This window comes from Streptomyces marianii (assembly GCF_005795905.1).
In the GTDB taxonomy this organism is placed as follows: Bacteria; Actinomycetota; Actinomycetes; order Streptomycetales; family Streptomycetaceae; genus Streptomyces; species Streptomyces marianii.
This window is the reverse complement of sequence record NZ_VAWE01000001.1, coordinates 5720108-5735762: the sequence shown is the minus strand read 5'-3', so window position 1 is coordinate 5735762 and position 15655 is coordinate 5720108. Positions and strand designations below refer to the sequence as shown.

General features: G+C 74.5%; 13 protein-coding genes and 2 pseudogenes. 3 read left to right on the top strand and 12 right to left on the bottom strand.

Annotation, left to right across the window (positions count from 1 at the left end; genetic code table 11):
• Nucleotides 1–319: 319 nt before the first annotated feature.
• The gene (locus FEF34_RS25975) at nucleotides 320–1606 is read left to right on the top strand and encodes an MFS transporter (protein WP_138055297.1); all 1287 of its coding nucleotides are present in this window, start codon (nucleotides 320–322) and stop codon (nucleotides 1604–1606) included.
• Between the two features lie 301 nt (nucleotides 1607–1907).
• Here the strand turns inward: FEF34_RS25975 and FEF34_RS25970 are convergent, their stop codons facing one another.
• The 10 genes and pseudogenes from FEF34_RS25970 to hrcA form a co-directional block, all read right to left on the bottom strand.
• Complete coding sequence (locus FEF34_RS25970) at nucleotides 1908–2909, bottom strand: adenosine deaminase (protein WP_138055296.1); 1002 nt, start codon at nucleotides 2907–2909, stop codon at nucleotides 1908–1910.
• A 28-nt stretch (nucleotides 2910–2937) separates the two neighbouring features.
• The gene (locus tag FEF34_RS25965; protein WP_138055295.1) at nucleotides 2938–3846 is read right to left on the bottom strand and encodes a ribonuclease Z; all 909 of its coding nucleotides are present in this window, start codon (nucleotides 3844–3846) and stop codon (nucleotides 2938–2940) included.
• A 28-nt stretch (nucleotides 3847–3874) separates the two neighbouring features.
• On the bottom strand, nucleotides 3875–4234 hold the full coding sequence (locus tag FEF34_RS25960; RefSeq protein WP_138055294.1) for a histidine triad nucleotide-binding protein: 360 nt from the start codon (nucleotides 4232–4234) through the stop codon (nucleotides 3875–3877).
• 213 nt (nucleotides 4235–4447) lie between these two features.
• On the bottom strand, nucleotides 4448–4981 hold the full coding sequence (locus FEF34_RS25955; protein ID WP_234042560.1) for a hypothetical protein: 534 nt from the start codon (nucleotides 4979–4981) through the stop codon (nucleotides 4448–4450).
• A 336-nt stretch (nucleotides 4982–5317) separates the two neighbouring features.
• Nucleotides 5318–5425 (bottom strand): annotated as a pseudogene (locus tag FEF34_RS43175) (16S rRNA (uracil(1498)-N(3))-methyltransferase); the annotation flags it as partial.
• A gap of 100 nt (nucleotides 5426–5525) precedes the next feature.
• Nucleotides 5526–5633, bottom strand: a pseudogene (locus FEF34_RS42100) (16S rRNA (uracil(1498)-N(3))-methyltransferase); the annotation flags it as partial.
• Between the two features lie 100 nt (nucleotides 5634–5733).
• The gene (locus FEF34_RS25940) at nucleotides 5734–6465 is read right to left on the bottom strand and encodes a 16S rRNA (uracil(1498)-N(3))-methyltransferase (RefSeq protein WP_138055293.1); all 732 of its coding nucleotides are present in this window, start codon (nucleotides 6463–6465) and stop codon (nucleotides 5734–5736) included.
• Nucleotides 6462–7535, bottom strand: a complete 1074-nt coding sequence (locus tag FEF34_RS25935; protein ID WP_138055292.1) for a nitronate monooxygenase — start codon at nucleotides 7533–7535, stop codon at nucleotides 6462–6464. Before FEF34_RS25935 ends, FEF34_RS25940 begins: the two co-directional genes overlap by 4 nt.
• A 214-nt stretch (nucleotides 7536–7749) precedes the next feature.
• The gene (dnaJ, locus tag FEF34_RS25930) at nucleotides 7750–8901 is read right to left on the bottom strand and encodes a molecular chaperone DnaJ (protein WP_138055291.1); all 1152 of its coding nucleotides are present in this window, start codon (nucleotides 8899–8901) and stop codon (nucleotides 7750–7752) included.
• A complete protein-coding gene (gene hrcA, locus FEF34_RS25925; protein ID WP_138055290.1) occupies nucleotides 8902–9918 on the bottom strand; it encodes a heat-inducible transcriptional repressor HrcA in 1017 nt (338 codons plus the stop codon).
• Nucleotides 9919–10107: 189 nt separating this feature from the next.
• On the opposite strand from hrcA, the gene FEF34_RS25920 reads away from it, so the two are divergent.
• Together FEF34_RS25920 and FEF34_RS25915 are read left to right on the top strand one after the other, a co-directional pair.
• Nucleotides 10108–10830 (top strand): MBL fold metallo-hydrolase, encoded by a 723-nt coding sequence (locus tag FEF34_RS25920; RefSeq protein WP_138055289.1) that lies wholly within the window; start codon nucleotides 10108–10110, stop codon nucleotides 10828–10830.
• Between the two features lie 28 nt (nucleotides 10831–10858).
• A complete protein-coding gene (locus tag FEF34_RS25915; protein ID WP_138055288.1) occupies nucleotides 10859–11659 on the top strand; it encodes a DUF3097 domain-containing protein in 801 nt (266 codons plus the stop codon).
• 323 nt (nucleotides 11660–11982) lie between these two features.
• Here FEF34_RS25915 and hemW read toward each other — a convergent pair whose 3' ends face one another.
• Both hemW and FEF34_RS25905 read right to left on the bottom strand, forming a co-directional pair.
• Complete coding sequence (gene hemW, locus FEF34_RS25910; protein WP_138055287.1) at nucleotides 11983–13215, bottom strand: radical SAM family heme chaperone HemW; 1233 nt, start codon at nucleotides 13213–13215, stop codon at nucleotides 11983–11985.
• 239 nt (nucleotides 13216–13454) lie between these two features.
• Nucleotides 13455–15362, bottom strand: a complete 1908-nt coding sequence (locus FEF34_RS25905) for a SpoIIE family protein phosphatase (protein ID WP_138057728.1) — start codon at nucleotides 15360–15362, stop codon at nucleotides 13455–13457.
• Between the last annotated feature and the right edge of the window lie 293 nt (nucleotides 15363–15655).

Sequence of the window (15655 nt, the reverse complement as noted above, 5' to 3'; positions counted from 1 at the left end):
CCGTGCGGTGCGGTGCAAAGAGCGGTGCGAATCAGGCCAGTGTGCCTGATCCGGACCCCGGCGCAGGGCCGGCGGACCGGGTCCGGGGCGGACGCGGAGCCGGGCCCGACCACGGAAAAGGCGGTCTGCTACCCGACTGGCGACAGTGCAAACCAAATGTGTCCCGCATCACATCTTCTCGGCTTCTCCGCCGCCGGGAGCGCTTGATACAAATTGGCGCGCGTTCCCGTGCAGAAGACACCGGGCGCTCCTCCCTCCTCCTCGCCCCAGGGGCGCGGTGGATCCCCATGCCTTCACCCCATTGTTCCCGGGAACGCCCATGTCCTCGCGCCTGCGCGCCGCGTGGCCGCTCGTCGCCGTCTTCGCGGTCGGCTACCTCGCCTCCTACCTCCTCCCCACCCTCGTCGGCCGGCTCTCCGCCGGACTCGGCCTCGCCCCCACCCAGGCCGGACTCGTGGGCTCCGTCCTGCTGTTGGCGTCCTCCTCCGCCGGCTTCGCGCTCGCGGCGCGCGTCGAGCGGTTCGGGCCGCGCCGGCTCGCCCGCGCCGGACTGCTCCTCGCCTTCACCGGCTACGGCGCGGTCGCGCTGACGTCCGCGGTGCCCGTGGCCGTCACCGGCGTCGCGGTCGGCGGCCTGGGCTCCGGCACGGCGACCGCGGTCGCCGCCGCGGGCATCGCCGCCCAGCACGATCCCCACCGGGTGACCGCGCTCGGTCTGCTCTCGGTGTCGGCGACCGCGGGCGCCCTGTACCTGACGATCCCGCGGCTCGGCGGCGGCCACGCCCTGCCGTTCGCGGCTCTCGCACTGGCGGCCCTCGCTGCATGGCCCGCGACGCGTCGGCTGGACTGCCCCGGGGCCCGGGTGAGCGTGCCGGGCGTCCAGGGTTTGCCGGACCCCCGCCCCTCCCGGTACCCGCTCCCCCACCGCCGCTCCGGGGCGGTCCTCGCGGCGGCCGTGTTCTGCTGGGCGATGGCGCAGAACGCGCTCTGGGGCGTGAGCGGCCGGATAGGCACCACCCAGGCCGGACTGAGCGAGGTCACCGTCGGCGCGGTCTTCGCCGTGGCGCTGGGCGCGGGGCTCACGGGGGTCGTCGTCGCCGGGACCGTGGGCGCACGGTTCGGGCGGGCGGTTCCGATCGGTGCGGGCACGGCGCTCATCGCCTGCTGCGTCGTGGTCAGTTCGTCCGCGCGCGACCTGGTGGCCTTCGCCCTGGGGGAGATCCTGTGGAACACCGTCTACCCGGTGGTGCTCTCGTACCTGATCGGCCTCGCCGCCTCGCTCGACACCCGCGGGCGGTGGGCCGTCCTCGTCGGCTCCGCGTCGTCGCTGGGCGTGGCGTGCGGCCCGACGGCCGGCAGCCTGCTGTCGGCACACGCCGGCTACCCGGGCATGGGACTCGTCCTCTCCGCGGCCCTGCTGGTCGCGGCGGTACCGATGACCGCGGTCGCCCTGCACACCTCGGGCCGGCGCCTGGTGCCCGTGCCGCTGCCGGTGCCCGCCGCGGTCCGGCGCCGCACCTCGGCGGCACCCGCGGTGCTGGCGGAGATCCCGGTCCCGGCGCCCGGGGTCGCCCCCGCGGGAACGGCGAAGGTCCTGGCCTCCTGAGACGGGGCGACGACGCCTCCTCGGGGGAGCGCGCCGTCGCCCGGCGCCCCGTGCTTCGGCCGAGGGGCACCGCTCGGGCGCGGCGCGCCGCGCGGGTGCGCCGGGACCGGCACCCGGCCCGGCAGCCCGGCGCCGACTCGGTCCGGCCGCCGTGGCGGACCGGCGCCGGAGTGAGCCCGGTGGGACGACCGCCCGGGCGGACCGTCCACCGCCGCCCGACCGCAGTCGCACCTGCCCGGCCCCGCGAACGGGCGAGCCCGCCGCGACGCCGGGACGGGCTCACGCGCCCGGCGTCCCCGCGTCACTCCCGGTCGAAGTCGTAGCCGTCGACCTCGGCGAGGCAGCGTTCGCGGCGTGCCTCGTCGTGGTCCAGGAAGGCCGCGCGGAAGGAGTTGCGGGCCAGTTCCCGCAGCTGCTCCTGACTCAGCCCGAGCGCCTCGCGCACCGCGTGGAAGGTGTCGCCGACGTAGCCGCCGAAGTAGGAGGGGTCGTCGGAGTTCACGGTGACGAGCAGGCCGGCGTCCATCATGGCCCGCAGCGGATGGTCCTCCAGGGTGTCGACGGCGCGCAGGCGGACGTTCGACAGCGGGCAGAGCGTGAGCGGGACCTGCTCGCGGGCAAGCCGCTCGACCAGCTCGGGGTCCTCCACGGACCGCAGGCCGTGGTCGATGCGTTCCACGCCGAGCACGTCGAGCGCCTCGCGCACGTACGCGGGCGGTCCCTCCTCCCCGGCATGGGCGACCTTCCGCAGGCCGAGTGACTCGGCCGCCGCGTACACCTCGCGGAACTTCGACGGCGGGTGCCCCACTTCGGCCGAGTCGAGACCGACACCGGTGATGTGGTGCAGATAGGGCTTCGCTGCGTCGAGCGTCTGCATCGCGGACTCCGCCGACCGGTCGCGCAGGAAGCACATGATCAGCCGGGTCGAGACGCCGTACCGCTCCTCGGCGCGGTCCAGCGCGTGCGCGAGGCCCTCGATGACCGTGCCGATGGGGATGCCGCGTTCCGTGTGGGCCTGCGGGTCGAAGGAGACCTCGGCGTGCCGCACCCCCTGTGCCGCCGCTCGCGCCAGATACGCGTCGGCGAGTTCCGTGAAGTCGTCCGCGGTGTGCAGGACGGCCATCAGCCCGTGGTACAGGTCCAGGAAGGACTGCAGGTCGCTGAAGAGATAGGCCCTGCGCAGCGCGTCGGTGCCGGCGTACGGCAGGTCGACTCCGTTGCGTTCGGCCAGCGCGAAGGCGAGCTCGGGTTCGAGGGTGCCCTCGATGTGCAGATGCAGTTCGGCCTTGGGGATGAGTGACATCGGTGCTCGCTCGGACGTCGGGGGTGGATCAGGCCGCGCGTTTGGGGACCGGGACCCGTACGAGGTCCTGGGCCACGGACAGTTCGCCCTCGAAGCCGGCGGCACGGGCCTGCCGCTCGAACTCGTCGGGTTCGCTGTAGCGCTGCGAGAAGTGTGTCAGCACCAGGTGCCGTACGCCCGCATCGCGCGCCACGCGGGCCGCCTGTCCCGCCGTGAGATGACCGTGGTCGCCGGCCAGCGCGACGTCCTCGTCGAGGAACGTCGACTCGATCACCAGCATGTCGCAGCCCTCGGCCAGTTCGTGGGCGCCGTCGCAGAGCCGGGTGTCCATGACGAACGCGAACCGCTGTCCGCGGCGGACCTCGCTGACGTCCTCCAGCGCGACCCCGCCGAGGGCGCCCTCCCGCTGGATGCGGCCCACGTCGGGCCCCTTGATGCGGTGCGCGGCGAGGCGCTCGGGCAGCATGCGGCGGCCGTCGGGCTCGGTCAGCCGGTAGCCGAAGGACTCGACGGGATGGTCGAGGCGGCGCGCCTCCAGCGTGTACGAGGGCGTGGCGGCCAGCACTCCGCCGTCGGCGACCGGAGCCTCCGCGAGCGGTACCGTCTCGCGGTAGGCCGTCGCGTGGCGGAGCCGTTCGAAGAACCGCTGCCCGCTCGCCGGGTAGTGCGCCGTGACCGGGTGCGGCACCTGGTCCAGGTTGATGCGCTGGATCACCCCCGCGAGGCCGAGGGAGTGGTCGCCGTGGAAGTGGGTGACGCAGATCCGGTTGATGTCGTGAGCCGCGACCCCGGCCCTCAGCATCTGCCGCTGGGTGCCCTCGCCCGGGTCGAAGAGGATGCCCTCGCCGTCCCAGCGCAGCAGATAGCCGTTGTGGTTGCGGTGCCGGGTGGGGACCTGGCTGGCCGTGCCGAGCACGACCAGTTCGCGTACGGACAAGGTGCGCTCCGTGCCTGTCGGTGGCGCTCTACCCGGGCGGCCATTCGAGCCCGCGGCCGCCGAGGACGTGGGCGTGGGTGTGGAAAACGGTCTGGCCGGCACCGGTGCCGGTGTTGAAGACGATGCGGAAGCCGGAGGTGTCGACCTTGTCCATCGCGGCGACCTCGGCGGCCTCGCGCAGTATGTCGGCGGCGATGCCCGGCTCGGCCTCGGCCAGCGTGGCGGCATCCGGGTAGTGGACCTTGGGGATCACCAGCACGTGCGTCGGCGCCTGCGGATTGATGTCCCGGAAGGCGACCGTCGTCTCCGTCTCGCGGACGACGGTGGCCGGCACCTCCCCCGCCACGATCTTGCAGAACAGGCAGTCGGCTTGCGGTTCTCCCGCCATGGTCCGGGCCCCTTCACGACTCCGACGATCAGTTGGAACTGCATCGTATCGGTGCCGGGGTGCCCCTCCGGCGGGGTGCTGCCCTGCGGACCGGCCGCCACCGTCGCCCGGCGCGCCGGGCACGGCCCGAGCGGCAGGGGTGCGGGCCTGACGGGCGAAGCAACACCGGCGCGATGTGCGGCCGAACCCCGCACGTTCGAGGAGGTAGGGGCCCTATGGGAAGGGGGTGCGGGTCTCGGTGACGGTGACGGTCACGGTGACCGTGGGGCGCGGTGCACCGCCGTCGCCCCTGGCGGGAGGCGGCGCCGGTGTCCTGGCGGGGGTGGGCACGGGGGCGTTGCAGTCGCCGAGGACGTAGGCGCGGAAGACCCGGCGGCCGTCGGACTTCGCCGTGAGGTCGCCGTGCACGCACCGGCCGCCGATCTCCTGGGTGACCGTGCCGCCGATGGTGATCTTCCCGCCGTCGTCGGTCTCGCCCTCGCAGTCGACACCGGCCGCCGCACGGGCCGAAGGGGAGGCGCTCGCAGCGCTGTCGAGCCGCGCCGCGCAGCTGAGCCAGCGGACGCGTACGCCCTCGTTCTCCAGGGCCCGGGTTCCCGCGATGTCGGTGGTGTACGACACCGCCATGGCGCTCAGGCCGCCGGACGTCCCGGGTTCGCACGCGACGAGGCCGGACGCGGTCCCGATCGCGCAGACCACGGTGGCGAGCACGCGCAGGGGGACGGGGACACGGAAAGGGGCCGTCATGGGCGGCAGCGTGCCAGGGGCGGGAGGGGCGCGGTAGTCCCTTTGCGGCCAACGGCCCCGTACCGTAGACCGTATGGGTGACACCCGCAGGGTCCACGGGGCCGGTCGTCGACGGTACCGTCCGGTTCTGGTCGCTGCGGCATTCGCACCGGGTCGGCACGTGCCGCGACGCTGTCCCTCAGCCGCGAGGGTACCGGCACCCGGCTGCGGATCGTCTTCCGGGCGGACGAGGCTGCCCCCGCGAACCGCCCGTGGCGGTAACCCGGTCCGGGCCGGTGGTGACGGGAACCCGGCTCCGGGCCCGTGGGTCCGGAGCCCGGTCGTGGGCGTTGCGACTCAGGACCAGCGGCCCGTGCGGCCGAGCAGCAGGGCGGACGCCGCCGTGCCCGCGGTGGAGGTCCGCAGGACACTCGGGCCCAGCCGCAAGGGCCTGGCGCCCGCCTCGACCGCGAACCGCCCGTGGCGGTAACCCGGTCGGGGCCGGTGGTGACGGGAACCCGGCTCCGGGCCCGTGGGTCCGGAGCCCGGTCGTGGGCGTTGCGACTCAGGACCAGCGGCCCGTGCGGCCGAGCAGCAGGGCGGACGCCGCCGTGCCCGCGGTGGAGGTCCGCAGGACACTCGGGCCCAGCCGCAAGGGCCTGGCGCCCGCCTCGACCGCGAACCGCCCGTGGCGGTAACCCGGTCGGGGCCGGTGGTGACGGGAACCCGGCTCCGGGCCCGTGGGTCCGGAGCCCGGTCGTGGGCGTTGCGACTCAGGACCAGCGGCCCGTGCGGCCGAGCAGCAGGGCGGACGCCGCCGTGCCCGCGGTGGAGGTCCGCAGGACACTCGGGCCCAGCCGCAAGGGCCTGGCGCCCGCCTCGGTGAACGTGGCCAACTCCTCCGGGGAGACTCCCCCTTCGGGCCCCACCACCAGCACGATGTCCCCGGCGGAAGGGAGTTGCGCGGTGGCGAGCGGTTCCGCGCCCTCCTCGTGCAGCACGACCGCGAGGTCGGCTTCGCCGAGCAGCCGTGCGACCTGCTGGGTCGTGGCGGCCCCGGCGACCTCGGGGAAGCGGAGCCGGCGCGACTGCTTGCCCGCCTCACGGGCCGTGGAGCGCCACTTGGCGAGCGACTTGGCGCCGCGCTCGCCCTTCCACTGGGTGATGCAGCGGGCTGCCGCCCACGGCACGATCGCGTCGACACCGGTCTCGGTCATCGTCTCGACGGCGAGTTCACCGCGGTCGCCCTTGGGCAGGGCCTGCACGACCGTGATCCGGGGCGCGGGCTCCGGCTCCTCGCGCACCGCGGTGACGGTGACGTCGAGGCGGTCCTTGCCCTCGACCGCGGCGACGGTGCCGTAGCCGCCGGTGCCCCGGCCGTCGGTCAGGACCACCTCCTCGCCCACGCGCAGCCGGCGCACGGAGACGGCGTGCCGGCCTTCGGGCCCGTCCAGGGTGACGGTGCCGGTGCGGACGTCCTCGACCAGGAAGACGGGGGCGGTCATGCGGGGTTCCGGAGCGCGAGGGCGGAGCCCGCCGCGGCCGTCTCGGCGGCGAGGATCCCGACGAGCCGGCCGGCGGGGAGGTCGCGGGCCAGGCGGTGGCCCTGGCCGGCCCACAGGGCCATGGCCTGCGGATCACCGGCCTTGGCGGCGGCCTTGCGGAGGCCGGAGGTGAGGTGGTGCACCTCGGGGTACGCGGCGGGCGCGTACGGCCCGTGCTCGCTCATGAACCGGTTCACGAGGCCGCGGGCGGGGCGTCCCGAGAACGCCCTCGTCAGCTCGGTCCTGTTGAACAGCGGGCTGGTCATGGCCTGCTTGTGCAACGCGTTCGCGCCGGACTCGGGGCAGACGAGGAAGGCGGTGCCGAGCTGTGCGGCGTCGGCCCCGGCGGCCAGGACCGCGGCGATCTGGCTGCCGCGCATGATGCCCCCGGCAGCGATGACCGGCAGCGGTACGGCTTCGCGGATCTGCCCGATGAGCGCGAGGAGTCCGATGCCGCCGCAGTCGTTGGCGGGGTCGTCGCGGTGCGTGCCCTGGTGGCCGCCGGCCTCGATGCCCTGGACGCAGATGGCGTCGGCACCCGCGTTCTGGGCCGCCAGCGCCTCCTCGGGCGTGGTGACGGTGACGACCGTGAGCGTGCCGGCCCGCTTCAGCCGGGCGACGGCGGCGGGGGTGGGACAGCCGAAGGTGAACGACACCAGCGGTACGGGGTCGTCCCGCAGGATGGCCAGCTTGGCCTCGTAGCCGTCGTCCCGGCCCGAGTCGGGGTCCCCGAGCGGTGTCTCGTACCAGTCGGCCTCTCCGGCGAGCTGTTGCCGGTAGACGTCGACGGCCGCCGCGTCGGCGTGGGCGGGCTGCGGCATGAAGAGGTTCACACCGAACGGCCGCGCGGTGAGACCGCGAAGCTGTTTGATCTCCTGGTACATCCCGTCCGCGGTCTTGTACCCGGCGGCGAGGAACCCGAGCCCTCCGGCCTCGGACACGGCGGCGGCGAGTTCCGGACAGGAGGCGCCACCCGCCATGGGGGCCTGCACGATCGGGTAGCGGCAGAGATCGGTCAGCGCGGAGGACATGCCCCGCATGGTGCCACGTCCGGCCGCCACGTCCGAATCCCGGCCTCCGCCCCTTCCGCGGGTTCTCCCACGAGCACCCGCGGCGGACCGCGGGACCTTCCGCACCCGGGGCGGGGCCCGGCCCGACGGGCCGGGTGCGGACGGTCCCGACACCAGCCGGAACCCCGGGCGGGACGCTGCCCCGCCGGGGGCCGGTGCGCGGGACGCGCCCGACTCACCTGCCGTTGAACGCGTCCTTGAGGCGGGAGAACAGCCCCTGCTGCCCCGGCTGGAACTGGCCCGTCGGCCGCTCCTCGCCGCGCAGCTTCGCCAGCTCCCGCAGCAGGTGCTCCTGCTCCGGGTCGAGCTTCGAGGGGGTCTGCACCTCGACGTGGACGATCAGGTCGCCGCGTCCGCCGCCGCGCAGATGGGTGACACCGCGGCCGTGCAGCGGGATCGACTGGCCGGACTGGGTGCCCGGGCGGATGTCGACCTCCTCCATGCCGTCGAGCGTCTCCAGCGGCACCTTCGTGCCGAGCGCGCCCGCGGTCATGGGAATGGTCACCGTGCAGTGCAGATCGTCACCGCGGCGCTGGAAGACCGGGTGCGGCAGTTCGTGGATCTCGACGTACAGATCGCCGGCGGGGCCGCCGCCGGGGCCGACCTCGCCCTCTCCGGCGAGCTGGATGCGGGTTCCGTTGTCGACGCCGGCCGGGATCTTCACCGTCAGGGTGCGGCGCGACCGGACCCGGCCGTCACCGGCGCACTCCGGACACGGGGTCGGCACGACGGTCCCGAAGCCCTGGCACTGGGGGCACGGCCGCGAGGTCATGACCTGGCCCAGGAAGGACCGGGTGACCTGCGACACCTCACCACGGCCACGGCACATGTCGCACGTCTGCGCCGACGTACCGGGTGCGGCGCCCTCGCCCGAGCAGGTCGTGCAGACGACGGCGGTGTCGACCTGGATGTCCTTCGTGGTGCCGAACGCCGCCTCGTTGAGTTCGACCTCCAGCCGGATCATGGCGTCCTGGCCGCGCCGTGTCCGCGACCGCGGTCCGCGCTGGGAGGCGGTCCCGAAGAACGCGTCCATGATGTCGGAGAAGTTGCCGAAGCCACCGGCGCCGAAGCCACCGGCGCCGAAGCCGCCCGCGCCGCCGCCGGCGGCGCCGGACAGCGGGTCGCCGCCGAGGTCGTAGACCTGCTTCTTCTGCGGGTCCGACAGCACCTCGTAGGCGGCGTTGATCTCCTTGAAGCGCTCCTGCGTCTTCGGGTCCGGGTTCACGTCCGGGTGGAGTTCCCGCGCGAGCCGCCGGAATGCCTTCTTGATCTCGTCCTGCGATGCGTCGCGGCGTACGCCCAGTACGGCGTAGTAGTCCGTGGCCACTTACGACTCCGCCAGGATCTGTCCGACGTAACGTGCCACTGCGCGTACCGCTCCCATCGTTCCGGGGTAGTCCATGCGGGTCGGTCCGACCACGCCGAGTTTGGCGACTGCCTCGTCGCCCGAACCGTAGCCGACCGCGACGACGGATGTGGAAGTGAGTCCCTCATGGAGGTTCTCGTGCCCGATCCGTACGGTCATGCCCGAGTCCTTGGCCTCACCGAGCAGCTTCAGCAGCACGACCTGCTCCTCCAGCGCCTCCAGCACGGGCCGGATGGTGAGGGGGAAGTCGTGCGCGAAGCGCGTCAGATTGGCGGTGCCGCCGATCATCAGCCGTTCCTCTGTGTCCTCGACCAGTGTCTCGAGGAGGGTCGAGAGCACGGTGGAGACCGTGGCGCGGTCCTCCAGGTCGAAGGACTCCGGAAGGTCCTGCACCAGTTGCGGCACATCGGTGAACCGCCGTCCGACGACGCGGCTGTTGAGCCGGGCCCGCAGGTCGGCCAGCGACGTGTCGGAGAACGGCGCGGGGCAGTCGACGTGCCGCTGCTCGACCCGCCCCGTGTCCGTGATCAGCACCAGCATCAGCCGGGCCGGGGCGAGCGCCAGCAGCTCCACGTGCCGCACCGTGGAGCGGGTGAGCGACGGGTACTGGACGACGGCGACCTGCCGGGTCAGCTGCGCCAGCAGCCGCACCGTGCGGGCGACGACGTCGTCGAGGTCGACCGCGCCCTCGAGGAAGTTCTGGATCGCCCGGCGCTCCGGGGACGACAGCGGCTTGACGCCCGCGAGCCTGTCCACGAACAGGCGGTAGCCCTTGTCCGTGGGGATGCGGCCGGCGCTGGTGTGGGGCTGGGCGATGAAGCCCTCCTCCTCCAGCACCGCCATGTCGTTGCGCACGGTCGCCGGCGAGACCCCGAGCCTGTGCCGCTCGGTGAGGGCCTTGGAGCCCACGGGCTCCTCGGTGCCCACGTAGTCCTGGACGATGGCGCGCAGCACCTCGAGTCTGCGTTCGCTGAGCATGGCGCACACCTCCAGCTGTGGTTCCTCGGCGGTCCTTCGGCCCTGGCCTGGCACTCGGCGTCGCTGAGTGCCAGTTTTCCCGGGCCCAGTGTACGGCCGGGAGGTACGTCCCTAGCAAGGGCGGCCGGACACCCTACCCCGTCGCGACGAGCCATGACGCCGCTGGTCGCTCCGGGATAGCGTCGCCGTATGGACGTCCGTTGGGAAGACTTCGGCTGGGAACGGCTCGCCGGCGGCGTCGGGCGGCGGCGCCTGCCCGGCTGGGACGCGACGGTGGGCCTGGTGGCCGGCGGGAGTGCGGCGCTCCTGTACGACACGGGCTCGACGCTCCGCGAGGGGGCGGAGATCCGGACCCAGGCCGAGTCCCTCCTCGGCGGCCGGCGTGTGACGCATATCGCGCTCAGCCACCCTCACTTCGACCACGTGCTCGGCACGGCCGCGTTCCCCGGGGCCGAGGTGTACGGCGCGGTCGGCGTCGACAGCCTCCTGGCCCGGGACCGGGCCGTGCTGCGCGACGACGCGATCCGCCACGGGATGCCGCCGGACGACGCGGCACGGGCCACCGACGCCCTGGTCGTCCCTCGGCACGTCGTCTCCGGCGAGTGGACGCTCGACCTCGGCGGCCGCCAGGTGATGCTGGCGAACGTCGGACCGGGCCACAGCCGTCACGACCTGGTGCTGCTGGTGCCCGGCGACCGCGAGGTCGTCTTCTGCGGCGACCTGGTGGAGGAGTCGGGCGACCCGCAGGCCGGACCGGACGCCATTCCGTCCCGCTGGCCGGCGGCGCTGGACCGGCTGCTGGCGCTGGGCGGGGAGGACGCGGTGTACGTCCCGGGGCACGGGGCGGCGGTGGACGCCGCGTTCGTACGCGCCCAACGCGATGAGCTGGCCCGGCGGTTCGGGGTGTCGTAGCGGTTCGGGGTGTCGTAGCGTCTGGCGGATGCGCAGCTACAGTCCCGATCTGACGCCCCCGTGGAAGCGGTCCGCTCCCGTGCCGGAGGTCCCCGCCGATCCCGACCTGGTGGTCGAGGAGGTCTCCACGGGTTTCTGCGGTGCGGTGATCCGGTGCGAGGCGGGGACGGTGACGCTGGAGGACCGCTTCGGCAAGCACCGGGTGTTCCCGATGGAGCCGCGGGGCTTCCTGCTGGAGGGCAGGGTGGTCACCCTCGTGCGGCCCTCGTCCGGCGCGCCCGCGCGGCCCACCCGCACGGCCTCCGGTTCGGTCGCGGTGCCCGGCGCCCGCGCCCGGGTCGCCCGTGCCGGCCGCATCTACGTGGAGGGCCGTCACGACGCGGAGCTGGTGGAGAAGGTCTGGGGCGACGACCTGCGCATCGAGGGCGTGGTCGTCGAGTACCTGGAGGGCGTCGACGACCTGCCCGCCGTCGTCGCCGAGTTCGCCCCGGCCGCCGACGCCAGGCTGGGCGTGCTCGTGGACCATCTGGTGCCGGGTTCCAAGGAGTCCCGCATCGCGGAGTCGGTGACGGACCCGCACGTCCTGGTGGTCGGCCACCCGTACATCGACGTGTGGGAGGCGGTGAAACCGTCGTCGCTGGGCATCCCCGCCTGGCCGTCGGTGCCGCGGGGGCAGGACTGGAAGACGGGTGTCTGCCGGGCGCTCGGCTGGCCGCCGAACACGGGAGCGGCCTGGCAGCACGTCCTGTCCCGGGTGAACAGCTACAAGGACCTGGAACCGGCGCTGCTGGGGCGGGTCGAGGAATTGATCGACTTCGTCACCGCCTGAGGGGCGCGGCACGGAGCCGGTAGGTACGCCGGGGGCCGAGGCCGGGGCGTACGCCGGGGCCGGGGCCGGGACTGTACGCCCGGGCCCGGCACGGGGTCGGGGCGGGGCGGGGCGGGGACTGTACGCCGGGGCTGGAGCCGGGAAACAGGCCGAGGCCGGGATGTACGCCGCAACCCCAGGCTGGAGCCGGGAAACAGGCCAAGGCCGGGATGTACGCCGCAACCCCAGGCTGGAGCCGGGAAACAGGCCAAGGCCGGGATGTACGCCGCAACCCCAGGCTGGAGCCGGGAAACAGGCCAAGGCCGGGATGTACGCCGGGCCCGTCAGTCCACCAGGTCCCGGACCACCGCGTCCGCCAGGAGCCGGCCGCGCAGCGTGAGCACCGCCCGGCCCGCCTCGTAGGGCCCGGGCTCCAGCAGCCCGTCCTCCAGGGCCCGGCGGGAGGCCGCCAGGCCCGGCGGCCGGAGCAGGTCCAGCGGGCAGCCCTCGCGCAGCCGCAGTTCGAGGAGCACCCGCTCCACCCGCCGGTCCTCGTCCGGCAGGACCTCGCGCGCGGCGCCGGGCGAGCGCCCCTCCGCCAGCGCCGCCGCGTACGCGCCGGGGTGCTTGACGTTCCACCACCGCACCCCGCCGACGTGGCTGTGGGCGCCCGGGCCCGCGCCCCACCAGTCGGCGCCGCGCCAGTACAACTCGTTGTGCAGACAGCGGCCGGCCTCCGAGCGGGCCCAGTTGGAGACCTCGTACCACTCGTACCCGGCGCCGGCCAGGACCTCGTCGGCGATCAGATAGCGGTCGGCGTGGACGTCGTCGTCCGTCATCGGCACCTCCCCCCGCCGGATCCGGCGGGCCAGCTGGGTGCCCTCCTCCACGATCAGGGCGTACCCGCTCACATGGTCGGGGCCTGCGCCGATGGCGGCGTCGAGCGAGGCGCGCCAGTCGTCGTCGCTCTCACCGGGCGTGCCGTAGATGAGGTCGAGGTTCACGTGCTCGAAGCCCGCCTCCCGGGCCTCCGCGACACAGGCCTCGGGCCGGCCGGGCGTGTGGGTGCGGTCGAGCACCTTCAGCACGTGGCGCCGGGCGCTCTGCATGCCGAAGGACACCCGGTTGAAGCCCCCGGCCCGCAGCTCCGCCAGGTAGGCCGGGTCGACGGACTCCGGGTTGGCCTCCGTGGTGATCTCCGCGTCGTCGGCGAGGCCGAACTCCTCGCGGACGGCGCCCAGCATCCGGACGAGGCCGGCGGCGGGCAGCAGCGTGGGGGTCCCGCCGCCCACGAACACGGTCCTGACCTGCCTCGGGTCGTCGCCGAGGACCTTGCGGGCGAGCCTGATCTCCTCGACGAGCGTGTCCGCGTAGTTGTCGCGCGAGGCCAGGACACCACCGGTGCCGCGCAGCTCGCTCGCCGTGTACGTGTTGAAGTCGCAGTAGCCGCAGCGCGTGGCGCAGTACGGGACGTGCAGATAGAACCCGAGCGGCCGGCCGGCCGCGCCCTCCAGGGCGTGCGGGGGCAGCGCCCCGTCGACGGGCATGGGCTCACCATCAGGCAGTGCGGAAGGCATGCGTCCCATTGTCCGGTACGCGCGCGGTGTCCCGGCCGCGGCCGACGATGCCCGGCCGGCCCGCGGCCGGGAGCCCGGCGGCCCGGGGGCGGCAGCACGGGAGACCGGCGGCCCGGGGATCAGAGGCCCGAGGATCAGGGGCCCGAGGATCAGGGGCCCGAGGATCAGGGGCCCAGGGATCAGGGGCCCAGGGATCAGGAACCCGGAAATCAGCGGCCCGAGGATCGGGAACCCGGAAATCAGCGGCCCGGGGATCGGCGGGCCTGGAGCACCAGCAGCGCGAGGTCGTCGTCGGGCGGGGCCTCCGCGAACGTGTGCACCGCCCGGCGTATCCGGTCCGCCACTTCCTCGGCGGTGAGACCGGTGCAGCCGGCGAGCGCCTGGGCGAGCCCGTCCGAGTCGTCGAACATCCGCCGTCCGGACCGCCGTTCCGTGACCCCGTCGGTGACGCACAGCAGAGTGTCGCCGGGCATGAGCTCGAAGGTCTGGCTCTCGTACGCGACGTCCTCGACCACGCCGAGGAGGAGCTGCGACGCGGCCGCGGGACGGACGGTGCCGTCGGGGCGCAGCAGCAGGGGAAGAGGGTGGCCGGCGCAGGCGAGGGCGCAGCGGACCCCGCCCTCCGGCAACGGTGTCAGCTCGCCGTAGAGCAGCGACAGGAACCGGGACCGGGGGCCCTCGTGGCCGCTCCCGGAGCCGGCGCCCGCCGGGCCGGCCGCGGCCGGCCCGGCCGCCGTCAGCGCCGCCGCCTCGGCCGCCTCCAGCGCGTCGTCGAGGAGTAGGCCGTTCAGCCGGTCGAGGACGCCGGCGACCTGGTAGCCCTCACGGGCGAGCAGCCGCAGCCACGGCCGGGCGAGGCCGGTCACGACGGCGGCCTCCGGCCCGCTGCCCTGGACGTCGCCGAGCATGAAGCACCAGCGCCCGCCGCTGCCCGCCGGGAAGATGTCGTAGAAGTCGCCCCCGGCCAGCCCCTCGTCGCTCGGCTCGTAGACCAGGGAGCTGTCGACGCCGGGGATGCGGGCGACCTGGGCGGGCAGGAGGCCGCGCTGCAGGACCCGGCTGATCGTGGCCTGCCGGGTGTACTGGCGGGCCGCGCCGATCGCGAGGCCGACGCGGCGGGCGAAGTCCTCCAGCAGCGCGAGGGCCTCGTCGGGGACGCCCGGTGGTGCCTCGCGGCCGAGCAGCAGGGTGCCGAGCGGCCGTGCGCCGACGGTCAGCCGGAACGCGACCGCACTGCCCGCGTCGGCGGGCGGCCAGGCGACCGGGACCGGTACGGCGGTCCCTCGCGGCTCGTCCGGTAACCGGGGCGGATCCCCGGCCAGTGCCTCCCGCAGGCCCTCGATGACGGACTCGTCCGCGTGCCAGACCCGGGCCGGCCGGGGCGCCGGGCCTGTCTCACCGTCCAGCCAGACCGCGCACCAGTCGGCGAGCCTGGGCACCAGCAGCTGTCCGGCGAGGGCCGCGACCATGTCCTCGTCGAGCTGCCCGGCGAGCAGGCCGGAGGCCTCTGCGAGGAAGGAGAGCGCGCCGCGGCCGACCCACTGGCGGTCGTCGCGGACGCTTCCGCGCGGGGAGGGGGCGAGGATCTCGGCCGCCCGGACCCCGCGCTGCCGGGGGGCCTCGCCGGCCCGGGCCGGGGCCGCGCCGTCGAAGCCGTCGAGCGGCAGGCGCGCCCAGACGGTCTTGAGGCCCGGCCGGTAGGTGATGCCCCAGGAAGCGGCGAGCGCGGCGACGAGATGGAGCCCGCGCCCGTGATCCGCTTCGCCCGGGTCGGTGCCCTCCTGCTCGTGGCCGTCGCCGCGCACCACCCGCGCCGGATGGTGGTCGGAGACCTCGATCACCAGGGCCGCCGGGTCGTCCTCGGTCGCCGGGTCGAGCCGGGCGAGTACCTCGACGCCGGTTCCCGCGTGGATGACGGCGTTGGTGGCGAGTTCGCTGACGACCAGTGCGGCGTCGTCGGCGAGCCGGTCCGTACCGCGCGTGGTGACCGTCCCGAGCCGGGTCCAGTCGGCGAGCGCGGCCCGGACGAAGCGGCGGGCGGCGGACGCGGCGAGGGGGTTCCCGGGCAGGCTGGTGCGGGCCGCCGGGCGAACGCCGCCACGCCGCGGGAGCAGCTGCACCGAACGGTGGGCGGTCTCCTGCTGCATCGGAACGGACCCCACGCGGCGACTCCTGTCCGGTCTGGCTGGTTGCCGGGTCTGTGCGCTCTGTTTCCCCGCCGCACCGCCCACCGGGCAGGGACGACACGGACAGCGTGACAGACCGGCCGGGCCCATAAGCACGGAGTCACCGAAATAGGACTGTTCGGGGTAGCGGGGCGGGAAGCGGTCGCGAGCAGGCGGTGAACGGGAGCAGGCCGGGGCCGGGCCGCGGCCCGGCGGCCGCTACGGGCGCCGCGCCGATGTCACCCGCGGGCGTGGGCGGACAGTGTGCGGGCGTG